Annotated in this window: 13 protein-coding genes; 7 read left to right on the forward strand and 6 right to left on the reverse strand. The window is 66.4% G+C overall.

Translation table 11 applies throughout. The features are described from left to right. Positions 1 to 61: 61 nt before the first annotated feature. A complete protein-coding gene (locus EL337_RS02330) occupies positions 62 to 739 on the reverse strand; it encodes a GAP family protein (RefSeq protein ID WP_048633309.1) in 678 nt (225 codons plus the stop codon). An 82-nt stretch (positions 740 to 821) separates the two neighbouring features. Here EL337_RS02330 and EL337_RS02335 point away from each other — a divergent pair, with 82 nt between their 5' ends. The 4 genes from EL337_RS02335 (at position 822) to EL337_RS02350 (ending at position 4,165) form a co-directional block, all read left to right on the forward strand. Further along, entirely contained in the window at positions 822 to 2,237 is a 1,416-nt protein-coding gene (locus EL337_RS02335) for a guanine deaminase (protein WP_048633308.1), read from the forward strand. Beyond that, positions 2,234 to 3,187 carry a putative antibiotic biosynthesis monooxygenase gene (locus EL337_RS02340; RefSeq protein WP_048633307.1) on the forward strand — a complete coding sequence of 318 codons (954 nt, stop codon included), beginning with the start codon at positions 2,234 to 2,236 and terminating at the stop codon, positions 3,185 to 3,187. The genes EL337_RS02335 and EL337_RS02340 overlap by 4 nt, the downstream gene beginning before the upstream one ends. A 62-nt stretch (positions 3,188 to 3,249) precedes the next feature. Then, complete coding sequence (locus EL337_RS02345; RefSeq protein ID WP_048633306.1) at positions 3,250 to 3,603, forward strand: VOC family protein; 354 nt, start codon at positions 3,250 to 3,252, stop codon at positions 3,601 to 3,603. A gap of 82 nt (positions 3,604 to 3,685) precedes the next feature. Next, positions 3,686 to 4,165: a GtrA family protein gene (locus tag EL337_RS02350; protein WP_048633345.1), complete on the forward strand. Its 480-nt coding sequence runs from the start codon at positions 3,686 to 3,688 to the stop codon at positions 4,163 to 4,165. Here the strand turns inward: EL337_RS02350 and EL337_RS02355 are convergent. The 5 genes from EL337_RS02355 to EL337_RS02375 all read right to left on the reverse strand — a co-directional run bounded on the left by EL337_RS02355 (position 4,162) and on the right by EL337_RS02375 (position 9,531). Then, positions 4,162 to 5,445 carry an LLM class flavin-dependent oxidoreductase gene (locus EL337_RS02355; protein WP_048633305.1) on the reverse strand — a complete coding sequence of 428 codons (1,284 nt, stop codon included), beginning with the start codon at positions 5,443 to 5,445 and terminating at the stop codon, positions 4,162 to 4,164. The genes EL337_RS02350 and EL337_RS02355 overlap by 4 nt on opposite strands. Positions 5,446 to 5,495: 50 nt before the next feature. Continuing rightward, entirely contained in the window at positions 5,496 to 6,800 is a 1,305-nt protein-coding gene (locus EL337_RS02360; protein WP_197724248.1) for an LLM class flavin-dependent oxidoreductase, read from the reverse strand. Positions 6,801 to 6,821: 21 nt separating this feature from the next. Continuing rightward, on the reverse strand, positions 6,822 to 7,187 hold the full coding sequence (locus tag EL337_RS02365) for a hypothetical protein (protein ID WP_048633303.1): 366 nt from the start codon (positions 7,185 to 7,187) through the stop codon (positions 6,822 to 6,824). After that, positions 7,184 to 8,725 (reverse strand): sodium:solute symporter family transporter, encoded by a 1,542-nt coding sequence (locus EL337_RS02370; RefSeq protein WP_235666609.1) that lies wholly within the window; start codon positions 8,723 to 8,725, stop codon positions 7,184 to 7,186. Before EL337_RS02370 ends, EL337_RS02365 begins: the two co-directional genes overlap by 4 nt. A gap of 182 nt (positions 8,726 to 8,907) precedes the next feature. Continuing rightward, positions 8,908 to 9,531, reverse strand: a complete 624-nt coding sequence (locus EL337_RS02375) for a CYTH domain-containing protein (protein ID WP_048633302.1) — start codon at positions 9,529 to 9,531, stop codon at positions 8,908 to 8,910. A 242-nt stretch (positions 9,532 to 9,773) separates the two neighbouring features. Here EL337_RS02375 and EL337_RS02380 point away from each other — a divergent pair, with 242 nt between their 5' ends. The 3 genes from EL337_RS02380 to ttfA all read left to right on the forward strand — a co-directional run bounded on the left by EL337_RS02380 (position 9,774) and on the right by ttfA (position 14,444). Further along, positions 9,774 to 10,706 carry a phosphatase PAP2 family protein gene (locus tag EL337_RS02380; protein ID WP_048633343.1) on the forward strand — a complete coding sequence of 311 codons (933 nt, stop codon included), beginning with the start codon at positions 9,774 to 9,776 and terminating at the stop codon, positions 10,704 to 10,706. A 136-nt stretch (positions 10,707 to 10,842) separates the two neighbouring features. Then, entirely contained in the window at positions 10,843 to 13,389 is a 2,547-nt protein-coding gene (gene clpB, locus EL337_RS02385) for an ATP-dependent chaperone ClpB (RefSeq protein ID WP_048633301.1), read from the forward strand. Between the two features lie 209 nt (positions 13,390 to 13,598). Further along, entirely contained in the window at positions 13,599 to 14,444 is an 846-nt protein-coding gene (ttfA, locus tag EL337_RS02390) for a trehalose monomycolate transport factor TtfA (protein ID WP_048633300.1), read from the forward strand. Positions 14,445 to 14,458 lie beyond the last annotated feature (14 nt).

Raw genomic sequence — 14,458 nt, forward strand, 5'->3', positions numbered from 1 at the left:
CATCGCCGGGCCGGCGAGGAATCGGCAGGTCAGCGCGCCGGCCGCAGCGGATGCGCGCGCGCTACCCCGTCAGGGCGTGGATTCCTTTGTACAAGACCAGAAGACCGATGACGACCAGGATCGCCGCGACCAACGTCGCGTGCTGCCGCTCCATCCAGGCCTTCAGCCGGTTCAGCGCGGGGTCCAGCCGGTCGCCCGAGACGGCGTAGCCGAGGATGGGCAGCGCGACCGTCGAAGCGGCGATCACGACGAACCACACCTCGGCAGCCCACACCGCGGGTGTGTTGATGCCCGACGATCCGATCGCCAAACCCGCTGCGGCACAGATCAACAGCACCTTGACGTTGACCACGGTCAGCACCACCGCCGTCACACCCGCCTTGGCCGGTGTCAGCGTGCTCATGCGCGTCATCCAGCCGGGCATGTGCTCGGACTTCGTGCGGGTCGCCCAGCGGTAGACGCCGAAGACGATCAGCGCGGCGCCGACGACGATGCGAAGCCAGGACGCCCAGCTGGGCGGTTCGGTGCCGATGCCGCCGATCAGATTCGACAGTTCCAGGAAGACGCCGGTGAGCACGGCGAGGCCGAGTACCCAACCGGCCAGAAATGCCAGCCCGGTCGGTTTGGGTCGGGGAGTGTGCAGGACGAGGATCGCCGGGATGATCGACAGCGGGGAGAGAGCGACCACGAGCGCCAGCGGAATGAGCTCGGTGAGAATTGATCCCCAGGTTCCCGACACTGGACGAACGTAGCAAGGAGCATTCTCTGCTGCGCGCTGTTTGACCCGCGTGAGACGCGCATCTCGTCGGTATCGTCGCCCCATGACCCAGCTCCATCTCGGGCACGTGTTTCACGTCGCAGGCAGTCCCGCGCTGACCGGCGCGGCCTCCGCGCTCGTCTCGATCCCCGACGGCGCACTGGCGGTCGACGGATCCGGCCGCATCGTGTTCTGCGGTGAGCGCGCCGCGCTGCCGCCCGAGTTCGACGGTGCCGAGGTCCGCGACCACCGTCCGGGGTTTCTGCTACCGGGATTCGTCGATACCCACATCCATTTCCCGCAGACCTTCGCAGGTGACTCCTACGGCGGAGGTCAGCTGTTGGAGTGGCTCGAACACTGCATCTTCCCATCCGAGTCGCGGTTCGCCGACCCGGAGTTCGCCGCACGCGCCGCGGTGGAATTCTGTGACCGCCGCATCGCCGCCGGAACCACCGCGGCCATGGTGTTCGGTTCGGCGTTCCCGCACGCGCAGGATGCCCTGTTCGCCGAGACGCGACGCCGCGGTCTGCGCATCGTCAGCGGACGCGGCATCCAGACCGTGGGCCCGGACAGCGCGGCGGCGCTGATCACCTCGGAAGAGGATGCGCTGCGTCTCACCCGTGACGAGATCGACAGATGGCACGCCGCCGACACCGGCGATGTGGCCACAGCCCTGCTCCATGTCGCGATCGTCCCGCGCTTCTCGCTCTCGGTCACCACGCATACCCTCAAAGACCTTGGTGAGCTGTACGACTCGGTGCGTGACCGCGGCGTCTACGTCCACAGCCACCTCAACGAGAACAACAGACCGGGTACCGGAGAGGTCGCCAGCGTCAAGCAGATGTATGGCGTCCACACCTATCTGGACACCTACGACGGGAAGTTCGGGCCGGGATCGTCGGTCGGCGGCAAGAGTCTGCTGGGACGCCGGACCATCCTGGCCCACTGCGTGCACTGTGAGGACTCGGAACTGGAACGCATGGCCGAGACCGGCACCTCGATCGCGCACTGCCCGGTCTCTCAGCTGTTCCTGGGGTCGGGCACCATGCCATGGAAGCGCACGGTGGCCTCCGGTGTGAACATCTCTGCCGGAACCGATTTCGGCGGCGGCGACGAATGGCTGATCGCCCGGGTCGTGGCGGACGCGTTCAAGGTGCACATGGGTGAGGACGGCGACGCGGCAGTGGCCATGCATCCCGCCGAGATGCTCTTTCTCGGCACACTCGCGGGGGCGCGGGCACTCGACATGGAGGACCGATTCGGCAACTTCGACGCCGGCAAGGAGGCCGACTTCGTGGTGGTCGAACCCGCCCGGGTGCCCGCGCTGGCCGGTGCGATCAACCATGGTGTCCGCTCCTCTGATCGTGAAAGAGCGACGGAGCAAACACTTTTCGCTCTGCTGATGGGATTGCGCGAGCCGGCGATCACCGAGGTGTACGTGCAGGGCAGGCGCCTCCACGAAGAGCGGTCGAGTCGATGACCTCGGCATCCGCGGTCACCGTCTTCCACCGGAACGACGACGACCGGACGGGATTCGAGGTGTGGGCCGCCGAGCTTCTGGCGTCCGCCCGTTCGGCCGCCGGCCACCTCTCGGGTTACGTGTCCGATCTCGATGATCCACATATGGATTGGGCGGTCGCGGTGACGTTCGCCGATGAAGACCAGCTGCACTCCTGGCTCGACAGCCCGGCGCGACGCGACATGCTGCGGGACGGGCAGACGCGGGGCTTCTGGTGCGGCTCCGGGGATCTGGTTCTCACCGACGCCGGACCGACATCGGCGGGCGTCGGGGTGTTCCGGCACGCCGTCACCGCGGGCAAGGAGGGCGAATTCCGCCGGATGCAGGCGAGGTTGTCCACGGCCGCCGTGGCCTTCCCCGGTTACGAAGGCACCGTGCTGATCCCGGCCGACCGGGAGGGCGAGTGGTTGTCGATCATCCGATTCCGCACCGGGCCGCATCTGTCGGCCTGGATGCGCTCGGCGGAGCGGACCGAGGCGCTCGCGGGATTGCGCTCGACGTTGAGCGAGGACTTCGCGACGATCTCGAACACCACACCGTTCGGCACCACCGTGCGCATCGAGGACGGCCGCACGCTGATGACACCGAACTGGAAATCGGTGATGCTGGTGCTGCTCGTCCTGTATCCGACCGTGATGCTGCTCTCCCGGTTTCTCGGTCCAGTCGTCGACGAGGCCGGTGCCGCACCGTGGTTGGGTCTGTGGATCAGCCAGGTCGTCAGCGTCAGCGCGATGCAGTGGTGGCTGATGCCCGCGGTGTCCCGGCCGTTCCGCACGTGGCTGGATCCGGTCGACGGCGCCGGGGTCCGGACCTCGCTCGCCGGCGCCGGCGTGATCCTCGCGCTGTACGCCGTGACCTTCACGGTGTTCGCGACCGTGCACGACCTCCAGTTCTGGGACTACGCCAACTGACGATGATTTCGGCCGGCCGCACGAGTCGGTACCTGTGAAAGCCAACTGTGAGGAGAATCCGCGTGTCCATCGCTCACGTACTCGGCGTCATTCCGGTTCGCGACATCGCCACCAGCAGGCAGTGGTACGCATCGCTGTTCGGCCGGCCGGAAGACAACAACCCGATGCCTTCGCTGGTGGAGTGGCAGGTGCTCCCCGGCGCCTGGGTGCAGGTGTTCCACGACGAAGACCGAGCGGGATCGACGTTGCTCAACTTTGCCGTGGACGACCTGGCCGGCCATGTCGCGCAACTGCGCGAGCGGGGCCTGGAGCCCAGCGACATCAGCGATGCCAACAAGGGCGTCCAGCTGTCCCGGGTGACGGATCCCGATGGCAACATCATCGGGCTGATCGGCGGCTTCCGTGTCGAATACTGAGTCGAATACCGAATCGAATACCGACGTCGTGCGTTAGCCGTTCGCTCACGTGCGCGACACCTGCCGGCGTCACAGTGAACAGGTGCCGGTCGGAAGGGAGTCGCGCGCCGGGCTCGGCCTGTCCCCGGTGCGATTCCACCGCTGGTGCGAGCACGTCATCGCTCACCTGCCCTTGGGGCTGGATCGGATCCCGCCCACCCTTCTGGGCTTCTGCCTGATCAACAGTTTCACCTTCGGGGTGGACCTGGCGCTGCTGGTCTCGCTGCGCGGCGGTCTGGGAGTCCCGTACCCGGTGGCGGTGACCGTGGCCTACGCGTGCGCCTTCGGGCTGAGCTACGCGCTGAACCGGTACTTCAACTTTCGGTCGCATGCGCCCGTCGGGCCGCAGCTGGCGGTCTACGTCGTCGTGGTGGTCGTCAACTACGTCGCGTTCATCCTCGCCGTGTCGACGCTGTTGACCATCTGGGGCGTCGACTACCGCATTGCCCGCGTGATCGCCGGCGGCTGTGAGGCGGTGTACATGTATTGCGCGCTGCGCTGGATCGTGTTCCGGAAGAGCTAGTCGGAAAGGATGTTCTCGCGCAGCGTCCGGCCGGGATACCTGGTGCGGTAGCGTCCGCGCCGTTGCAGCTCAGGCACCACCTGGTCGACGAACTCCTCGAAACACCCCGGTGTGTAGGTCGCCAACAGCATGAAGCCGTCCGCTCCGCCGTCGTCGAGGAACACCTCCAGCTGGTCGGCCACCGACTCCGGTGTCCCGATCACCTGGGGCATGGAGAACCGGAACGCATAGATATCGGCCGCCTCGCCCACCGTCACCGTGTCTCCCGCTCCGGTGGCTACCAGGGCGTCCTTGACGCCCTGGATTCCGGGGACGGGTATCTGGTCGAGCGGAGTCGAGGGGTCGAAAGTCGAGAAATCGACACCAAGCTGGCCCGAGAGCATGGCCAGCGACGCCTCGGGCCGCAAGAGCGACTGCAGGTACTCGGCCTTGTCCCGTGCCTGCGCCTCGGTTGCGCCGACGATCACCTGCGCGCCGTAGTAGAGCTTGACCGCTTCCGGATCACGGCCGGCTGCGGACACCCGGCGGCGTATGTCGTCGGAGTAGTCGCGCATCGATTCGACGGTGGGCTGTATCGCGAAGATCGCCTCGGCGGTGCTCGCCGCGAACTGTCGGCCCTGCTCGCTGGCGCCGGCCTGCCACAGTACCGGTCGGCCCTGCGGCGACGGTGCGACAAAATGTCTTGCCCGACAACGGAAATGCCTACCCTCGAAGACGACCTCCCGGATCTTCTCCGGGTGGGCGTAGATACCGCTTTCGCGGTCGGCGACGACGGCGTCGGGCTGCCACGAATCCCACAGGCGGCAGCACAGATCCACGTACTCGGCGATCCGCTCATACCGCACGGAGCGGTCCGGCATCTCCTGCCCGTACGCCGCGAACTCCGATGGAGAGTACGAGCCGACGATGTTCCACGCGATCCGCCCACCTGAGAGATGGTCGAACGTCGACAGCCGCCGTGCCATCGAGTACGGATGCTCGAACGCCGTGGACAGGGTGATACCCACACCGAGATGCGTTGTCGCGCCGGTGACGATCGGAGTCAGTGCGGCCGGCTCGTGCGTCGGCGCCTGGACCGCATAGCGCAGGGTGGCGTCCGAACTGTCCTCGAACGAGTTGTAGGGGGCCAGCTCGTCGGCCAGGAACACCGCGTCGAAGAGCCCGCGTTCCAGCGTGCGGGCCAGGTGCTCCCAGTACGGCGGGGATGCGTAGTCCCAGCCGACCTTGTCGAGCGGGTGGCGCCACATGCCGACCGAGTGACTGCTCACCCCGTGCTGCATGAAGGCGAGAAAGTGGGCCGCGCGGCGCGGAGTCCGTTCTCCCAAGAGGCTCAGTACTCCTGCAGGCTCTCTCGCAGCGTGGTTCCGGGGTAGCGGGTGCGGAACCGGCCCCGTCGTTGCAATTCCGGAACCAGGAGCTCGGTCATGTCGGTGAAGCACCCCGGGACATCGGTCGCCAGCATCATGAAGCCGTTGCAGCCGCCCTCGTCGACGTACTGCTCCATCTGGTCGGCGACATCGGACGGTGTGCCGACGGCCACCGGCGCCCCCATCGACACCCCGTAGATCTGTGCGGCCTCGCGTACCGTCACCGGTGCACCGTCCTTGGCTTCCAGGATCGCGTCGAACAGCCCGCGGATACCCTGCACGTCGGCATCGACCACGTTGTCGTCGAGGCCCAGCGTGGAGAAGTCGAATCCGGTGTGGCCGGACAGGATTCCGAGCGCACTTTCGATCTGCACCTTCTCGACGAACTCGGCGTAGCGGTCGTTGGCCCGGGACTTGTCCCGGTCGATGATGGTCTGCAGGCCGTAGATCAGCTTCACCGATTCCGGGTCGCGGCCGGCATCGCTTGCACGGGTGCGGATGTCGTCGGCGTAGGCACGCATGCTCTTGGGTGTGGGGAAGATGCCGAAGACAGATTCGGCGTGCTTGGCGGCGAAATCGCGGCCCTGCTCGGAGGATCCCGCCTGCCACAGGACTGGCCGCTTCTGCGGCGAGGGTGCGACGAAGTGCCTGCCTTTGGACGTGAAGAACTCGCCCTGAAAATCGACCTCGCGCACCTTGGCCGGATCGGCGAAGACGCCGTTCTCCCGGTCGTAGACGATGGCGTCGTCATCCCACGAGTCCCATAGTTGGTACAGCAGCTGCATGTACTCCTCGACCACCTCGTAACGCTTGTCACGCGGTGTGAGGTTCTCCTTGCCCATTGCCTGGAACTCGCTCTTGGAGTAGGACGTGACGATGTTCCAGCCGACACGGCCGCCGGTGAGGTGGTCCAGTGTCGACAGCTGCCGGGCCATCATGTACGGCGGGACAAAGGACGTCGACAGCGTGATGCCGATGCCGAGATGCTTGGTGAATGCGCCGACGATCGGCACCACGCTGGCGGGTTCGTGCACCGGACACTGGCCGGCGAACTTCACCACCGGGTCTGAATTGCCCTTGTAGGTGGTGTACGGCGCGAGCTCGTCGGCGATGAACATGGCGTCGAAAAGACCACGCTCCATGGTCCTTCCGAGGTCGCGCCAGTACTCAGGGCGCGACCAGTGGTAGCCGACCTTGTCGCGAGGGTGTGCCCACATCGTGGATGCATGGTTCATGACGCCGTGCTGGACGAACCCCAGCAGATGCATCTTGTTATTGTCGGTCACGTTCTACTGTCCTGTCGTTTCGATCGTCCTGGCTGTGCTCTTGGCGTCGATGAGGAACGCGAAGATGACCGCGACGGCCGAGCCGACGGCCAGGATCGCGGGGATGTACCAGAACACTGGGCTGACACCGAGCAGGGCGATGACTGATGTCGAGACAGCCACGGCGCCAAGAGCTTTCCAGCTGAAGGAGCCGGCGTCGTTGGCGTCGAGCGTATCGACCTCGAGGTCGGCGGTTTCTCCGCTGGCCGCCAGGGCCAGTACGTCCTTGCGGACCCGGAAAAAGGCCTGCACCGCCAGGGTGATGTAGACGATACCGACGATCGTGCCGACCACCGACGCCGTCCAGAACGCGATCCAGGGGGCGGTCATCGGACCGGATCCAGATCCTCGTCGCGGTCCGCCGCAGCGGCCTGGCGCTTGTCCTCGGACAGCGCGCCGCGGCGCGACTTCAGCGAGTCGAAGTCGAATGATTGCTTGGACAACAGGCTGATACCAACGGCAGCCACGAGCGAGATCGCCTCCAGGGTAATGATTCCGGGTAGTTCGCCGACGTACTCGCGAACGGGGTATCCGATTGCGATGGCCAGCAAAAGGCTGGTCACGAACGCTGTGGAGGTCATGCGCCTCCAGAAGATCGCCAATCCGAGTGGGATGATCAGCGCGGCCTTGATGAAGTAGACGGTGTTGACGAGCTCGACATAGTCGATGCCCGAGCTGACCACGATGCCGCCAAGGACACCGGCGATGATGATCGAGGCTTTGGTCCAGCGGAACAACGACTTCGGGGCGATGTCGGGCTTGGCGCGCTTGAGGATGTCGACGGCCACCACCGACGACAGCGCCGAGAAGGCGCCGTCGATCGTGGAGTAGCAGGCGTTGAGGATGATCAGCACGTACAGTGCGATCAGGATGAGGGGCAACCCGAGATTGCTCACCACGTACGGGCCGACGCCACCGGGACCCGCGGCGCCCAGATCCTCGACATTGAGATTGAAGGCCAGCGCGACCAACCCGAGCAGACCCATCGCGATCGGGATCGGGTAGAACCACAGCCCCGCCCACACGAATGTCCGGCCCATGGTGGCCGGCTTGAGCGCCCATGCCTTCTGCCAGAACGTCTGGTCGGCCATCGTCGAAGCAAGCAGACCCAGCGCCAGTGAGATGCCGAACGCGGCGGCCGCCTGACCGTCAAATGCGTTGAGCGTGTTGGGCCCTGCCTCGCCCACCTTCTGGAAGATGACGTCGGGACCGCCGACCTTGGCCAGCACGTACAGCACGACGACGGCCGCAGGCACGGTGATCAGCAGGGTGTTGAACGTCGCGGTGATGGCCGAGGTCCACAGCCCGCCGAAGTACGAGTAGACCGTGACCGTGCCCAGCGTGACGATCAGCACGACCGTCGGATTGAGGCCGAACACCACGCCGGTCACCAGCACCACGCCGAAGAGGTTGATGAAGATCTCGGCGAGCAGTCCCAACAGCATCGCCACGAGCATCACCGTGGTGGCCGGCCTGTTCTGAAAGCGCTCCCGGATGAACTCGACGATCGTGTAGCCCGCCGGCATCTGGCGACGCAGCTTCAGCGCGAAGGGCACCATCACCATGACCGCGAGGCCATTGGGGACGACGAACCAGATCAGGCCCGATATGCCGAAGGTGTACGCCTGCGCGGAGGACATCATCACGGCCATCGACCAGGTCCACACCGCGATGACCGAGCCGACGCCGAATCCGAAACCGATGCGCCGGTCGGCGATGACGAAGTCGTGGGTGTTCTTCACCATGGTGCGGACCGTGGATGCGACCACGAACATGAACGCGCCCAGACCGAGCATCAGGGCGATACCGAGTCCGGGCGACAGATCGGAGGGGTGGAACACGAAGGACTCCTTGCGAAGTGAGCGCACAACGAAACACGGTGCGGCTGTGGGCTCAGCCGGTCCGGTCAGATGAGGGGGTTGCGTGGAGATCGCGACGAGCGAACCCCTGCCACGTCGTAGTGGCTGCGTCAGCTTCGTCGTCGTGGTTGCTTCGGTAAAGAATATAATTCAGCGCGAGTGAAACTGCAGAGCGAGAACCTCGGCGCTGCTCAGGCGTCGTCGAACTGGTTCTGCCCCAGGTTGGTGACGAATCGTGGTCCGAGCGAATCGAGTTCGCGTCGATAGTCGTCGGCCCACGAGCCGAACGGATGATGGGCCAGATATTCGTTACGGAACCGATCGTCCTCGGACACTTCGGTGGTGCAGAACGACGGGATGGTCAGATCGACAACGGGTCCGCCGCGCTCGACCTCGGCCAGCAACAGGGGAGCGTTGCCGCTCAGGAAGCGGTCGATCACCCAGCCGTCCTCGCCGAGCCACACCGACGACCGGACCTTGAGGACTACGTGCTCGGCCCGTGACACGATCTGGCCGGCCACCAGGGGATCGAGCTCGCGCTCGGCCTCGTAGCGGGTGCCGCCTGCGGCAGGACCCTTGGCGGTCATGGTGCCGATCGACTCCTCGTTCAGCGCGCTCACCAGTTCGGCGGCGGTGCGATCCAGCCGTTCGGGAGCCGGGCCCTGCAGGCGGACACGCACCGCGTAGCCCTCCGAGGCGAAAAGATAGGCCTGGGCGATCAGCAGCGGGCTGGGATCGGACGCCGCCACCGCAGGCATCTCGCGCACGAAGAACTTCCGCTCGAACTCGAAGTCGCCGGGGTCGGAGTCGGACATGTCGTGACGGTAGCCCCGTCGGGGCTGCGAGAACGGGCACGGCGCCCGTGTCCGGTGGTGAAAACTCGCCGGAAATCTCTAGAGTTGGACGGAACTGACCCGGCAATGCCTGCCGCGACGCTCGATGCGACGCGTCTCGCGGCGGCTCAGGAATCGAACAGGAGCCCACTCACCTGACATCTCAGGGACGTCATCGACTCGGTGGCGCCGGTGGTGTGCGCGTCGGCCCTGCCGCAGTGGGCGTGGCCGCGTCGGCCGTCGGTGATCGTGGAGCGCTCGATGGCCGCCGCCGGTTGATCCGCGCTCGACGGCGCTGGACAGTGGTGGCGGTGGCTGCGCTGCTGCTCGGGTCGGCGGTCTATCTGCTGGCGGTGCGCACGCGCATGGGCCAGGCCATGGAGGATGCCGCCCTGCGGGGCTCCGACCAGGTCGACGCCGAACTGCATCGCGTCGCGCTCGAACTGTTCCACACCATCACCGTCTCCTCCCAGGTGGCCGCGGCGCTCATCGTCGGCGTCATCGGTCTCCTGCGACGGCAGCTGTGGCTCTCCGTGGTCGGGATGGCGGTGATCTTCGGGGGTCAGGCGGTGACCCAGGTATTGAAGTACCACGCACTGACACGTCCGGATCTGGGGGCGGCCCAGGGCACGTTCGCGGAGAACACGTTGCCGAGCGGCCACACGACGGCGGCGATGTCGCTGATGTTCGCGGTATTGATCGTGATGCCGTACAGATTCCGCGGTGTCGCAATGTTTTTCGCGCTCACCTGGGCAGTGGGCATCGGTGCCTACACGGTGGTCATCGGAGCGCACCGGCTGTCTGACACCCTCGCCGCGGACGCGGTCGCGTTGATCGTCGCCTGCGCCGCGTCCCTTTTCCTGGCGAGTACGGGTCGGGTGCGCGCCGTCGTGTCGCCCTCGGCGGCGCGATACACCCTGCGGACAGTCTTCGTCACCGTGGTGGGCGTCGTCGGGGCTGTGAGCCTGGCGCTCGGCTTTGCCGCTGCGATCGAGGTGGTGTCGGCCCGCATGAACGCCAGGCCCACCCAGTGGTACCTGTTCCTCGGATCCCAGTGGCTGGCCGCAGCCGGGTCGGTGGCCGCGGCGCTGCTGTTCTGGTGGACCTGGCACCGGTTGGAGACCAAACGCTCGGGAGATCCGATTCTCAGTCGCTAGGGACCAACGGCACTGGTTAAATTGCCGGAACTTTGTAGACTTGAGCGGAACAGACTCAACCTTGACTGCGTTGTTCAAGGCGACAAGCATTTCAAGGGCCCGTTGTACGGCCCTCTGTACCTGAAAGGGAGGTGTCGTGGACTCGTTCAACCCGACGACCAAAACCCAGGCGGCCCTGACGGCGGCGCTGCAGGCGGCCACGGCCGCAGGCAACCCGCAGATTTCGCCCGCCCATCTGTTGATGGCACTGCTGACGCAGAACGACGGCATTGCCGCACCGCTTCTGGAGGCCGTCGGCGTCGAACCCGCGACTGTGCGTGCCGAGACTCAGCGGCTTCTCGACCGATTGCCCAGTGCAACCGGGTCGAGCTCGCAGCCCCAGCTGGCTCCTCAGGCGATCGCCGCGATCACCGCGGCCACCCACCTGGCCACCGAGATGGACGACGAGTATGTCTCCACCGAGCATCTGCTCGTCGGCCTGGCCACGGGTGACAGTGACGTCGCCAAGCTGCTCACGAACCATGGCGCGTCGCCGCAGGCGCTGCGCGAGGCGTTCGTGAAGGTTCGCGGCAGCGCCCGCGTCACCAACCCCGACCCGGAGGCCACCTATCAGGCTCTGGAGAAGTACTCCACCGACCTGACCGCACGCGCCCGGGAGGGCAAGCTCGATCCGGTCATCGGACGCGACAACGAGATTCGTCGTGTCGTGCAGGTGCTGAGCCGCCGCACCAAGAACAACCCGGTACTCATCGGTGAGCCCGGCGTCGGCAAGACCGCGATCGTCGAGGGCCTGGCCCAGCGCATCGTCGCCGGCGACGTGCCAGAGTCGTTGCGCGACAAGACCGTCGTCTCGCTCGACATGGGTTCGATGGTCGCCGGCGCCAAGTACCGCGGTGAGTTCGAGGAGCGGCTCAAGGCCGTCCTCGACGACATCAAGAACTCGGCCGGCCAGATCATCACGTTCATCGACGAGCTGCACACCATCGTCGGAGCCGGCGCGACCGGTGAATCCGCGATGGATGCCGGCAACATGATCAAACCGATGCTGGCCCGCGGTGAGCTGCGCCTGGTCGGCGCCACCACGCTCGACGAGTACCGCAAGTACATCGAGAAGGACGCCGCGCTGGAACGCCGCTTCCAGCAGGTGTTCGTCGGTGAGCCGTCGGTCGAGGACACCGTCGGCATCCTGCGCGGGCTCAAGGACCGCTACGAGGTGCACCACGGCGTCCGCATCACCGACTCCGCGCTGGTCGCCGCTGCGACGCTGTCGGACCGCTACATCACCAGCCGGTTCCTGCCGGACAAGGCCATCGACCTCGTCGACGAGGCCGCGTCGAGGCTCCGGATGGAGATCGACTCCCGACCCGTCGAGATCGACGAGGTCGAGCGCCTGGTGCGTCGTCTCGAGATCGAGGAGATGGCGCTGGAGAAGGAAGAGGACGCCGCATCACGCGACCGCCTGGAGAAACTACGCGCCGAACTCGCCGACAAGAAGGAGACGCTGTCCGAGCTGACCACCCGCTGGCAGAACGAGAAGGGCGCCATCGACATCGTTCGCGAGCTCAAGGAACAGCTGGACACGCTGCGCGGGGAGGCTGACCGGGCCGAACGTGACGGCGACCTGGCCAAGGCCGCCGAGCTGCGCTACGGCCGGATCCCGGAGGTCGAGAAGAAGCTCGATGCGGCCGTGCCGCACGCCGAGGCGCGCGAGAACGTCATGCTCAAGGAGGACGTCGGTCCCGACGACATCGCCGAGGTGGTGGAGGCGTGGACCGGAATCCCGGCCGGCCGGATGCTCGAGGGTGAGACAGCCAAGCTCCTGCGGATGGAATCCGAGCTGGGCAAGCGCGTGATCGGGCAGACGAAGGCCGTGCAGGCCGTCTCCGACGCGGTGCGCCGCAGTCGTGCCGGTGTCGCCGACCCCAACCGGCCCACCGGTTCGTTCATGTTCCTCGGCCCCACCGGTGTCGGTAAGACCGAGCTGGCCAAGGCGCTGGCGGAGTTCCTGTTCGACGACGAGCGGGCGATGGTCCGCATCGACATGAGCGAGTACGGCGAGAAGCACTCGGTGGCCCGCCTGGTCGGTGCCCCTCCCGGCTACGTCGGCTACGACCAGGGTGGTCAGCTGACCGAAGCGGTGCGCAGGCGTCCGTACACGGTGATCCTGTTCGACGAGATCGAGAAGGCGCACCCGGACGTGTTCGACGTGCTGCTGCAGGTGCTCGACGAGGGCAGGCTGACCGACGGTCAGGGCCGCACGGTGGACTTCCGCAACACGATCCTGATCCTGACGTCCAACCTCGGCGCCGGCGGCTCCGAGGAGCAGGTGATGGCCGCGGTGCGCTCGGCGTTCAAGCCGGAGTTCATTAACCGCCTGGATGACGTCATCATGTTCGACGCGCTCAATCCCGCCGAGCTGGTGTCCATCGTCGACATCCAGCTGGAGCAGCTGGCCAAGCGGTTGCAGCAGCGCCGCCTCACCCTGGAGGTGTCGCTGCCTGCGAAGACGTGGCTGGCAGAGCGGGGCTTCGACCCGCTCTACGGTGCGCGGCCGCTGCGCCGGCTGGTGCAGCAGGCCATCGGGGACCAGCTGGCCAAGCTGCTGCTCGCGGGCGAGGTGCACGACGGCGACGTGGTGCCGGTCAACCTGAGGGCGGACGGCGAAGGGCTCGTCCTGGGATGAGCTGAGCCGGGAAACCCCGTCATACCTCGGTGTGGCGGGGTTTTCTCGTAGGCGATGCCACCGAGGGTGCGCTCAGAGTGTCTCAGGGGCGTAATTCGTGATCTGTACGCACTCTCGCTGTGAACTTTTGCCGAGTGAGCTGGGCCGAGACCTGGTTGTGATCTGTTCGAGTTCGGGGTTCGGCGGGCTGAGAAGTTACGCTAGGCGCAATGGTCCCGCTCTGGTTCACGCTGTCCGCACTCTGTTTCGTGGGTGCGGCGGTTCTGCTGTACGTCGATCTCGATCGCCGGCGCGGGCTGGGCCGGCGTCGCAAGTCCTGGGCCAAGTCGCACGGCTTCGACTATGAGCACGAATCCGGTGACATCCTCAAGCGCTGGAAGCGCGGGGTGATGTCGACCGTCGGCGATGTGACCGCCAAGAACGTCGTCCTCGGCCAGATCCGCGGCGAGGCGGTGTTCATCTTCGATCTCGACGACGTCGCCACCGTGATCGCGCTGCACCGCAAGGTCGGCACCAACGTCGTCGTCGACATGCGGCTCAAGGGCATCAAGGAACCTCGCGAGAGCGACATCTGGCTGCTCGGCGCCATCGGCCCCCGGATGGTGTACTCCACCAACCTCGACGCCGCCCGTCGTGCCTGTGACCGCCGCATGGTGACGTTCGCGCATACCGCGCCGGACTGCGCCGAGATCATGTGGAACGAGCAGAACTGGACGCTGATCAGCATGCCGGTGGCCAGCACCCGCGCCCAATGGGACGAGGGGCTGCGTACCGTGCGCCAGTTCAACGACCTGTTGCGGGTACTGCCGCCGCTGCCGTCCGCGACCACCGGAGCGCCTGTCGCCCGCCGCAGCGGGTCGCCCAGCCGTCCACTCACCCCCGCCCCCGCCGGCCGCAGCACTGAACTGCCGCCCGGTCAGGCTGCGGGTCAGCCGCGGCCCGAGCTGGGCATGCCCGATGCCGCCGGGATGCGCCCGGATCCGCTGCGCCGTTCGGCGCCGCCGGTCCCGCCGTCGCAGCGCAACGGGCGGCAGTCGCCGAACTATCAGCGATAAGTATTCTCTGGGGC

It is taken from the genome of Mycolicibacterium aurum (genome assembly GCF_900637195.1).
Lineage (GTDB): Bacteria > Actinomycetota > Actinomycetes > Mycobacteriales > Mycobacteriaceae > Mycobacterium > Mycobacterium aurum.

Excerpts from the sequence above, each read along its gene's own strand:
- EL337_RS02375 (WP_048633302.1), bottom strand. The coding sequence starts at position 9,531 with ATGTCCGACTCCGACCCCGGCGACTTCGAGTTCGAGCGGAAGTTCTTC.
- ttfA (WP_048633300.1), top strand. The coding sequence starts at position 13,599 with ATGGTCCCGCTCTGGTTCACGCTGTCCGCACTCTGTTTCGTGGGTGCG.
- EL337_RS02360 (WP_197724248.1), bottom strand. The coding sequence starts at position 6,800 with ATGCATCTGCTGGGGTTCGTCCAGCACGGCGTCATGAACCATGCATCC.
- EL337_RS02365 (WP_048633303.1), bottom strand. The coding sequence starts at position 7,187 with ATGACCGCCCCCTGGATCGCGTTCTGGACGGCGTCGGTGGTCGGCACG.
- EL337_RS02335 (WP_048633308.1), top strand. The coding sequence starts at position 822 with ATGACCCAGCTCCATCTCGGGCACGTGTTTCACGTCGCAGGCAGTCCC.
- EL337_RS02355 (WP_048633305.1), bottom strand. The coding sequence starts at position 5,445 with ATGCAGCACGGGGTGAGCAGTCACTCGGTCGGCATGTGGCGCCACCCG.
- EL337_RS02340 (WP_048633307.1), top strand. The coding sequence starts at position 2,234 with ATGACCTCGGCATCCGCGGTCACCGTCTTCCACCGGAACGACGACGAC.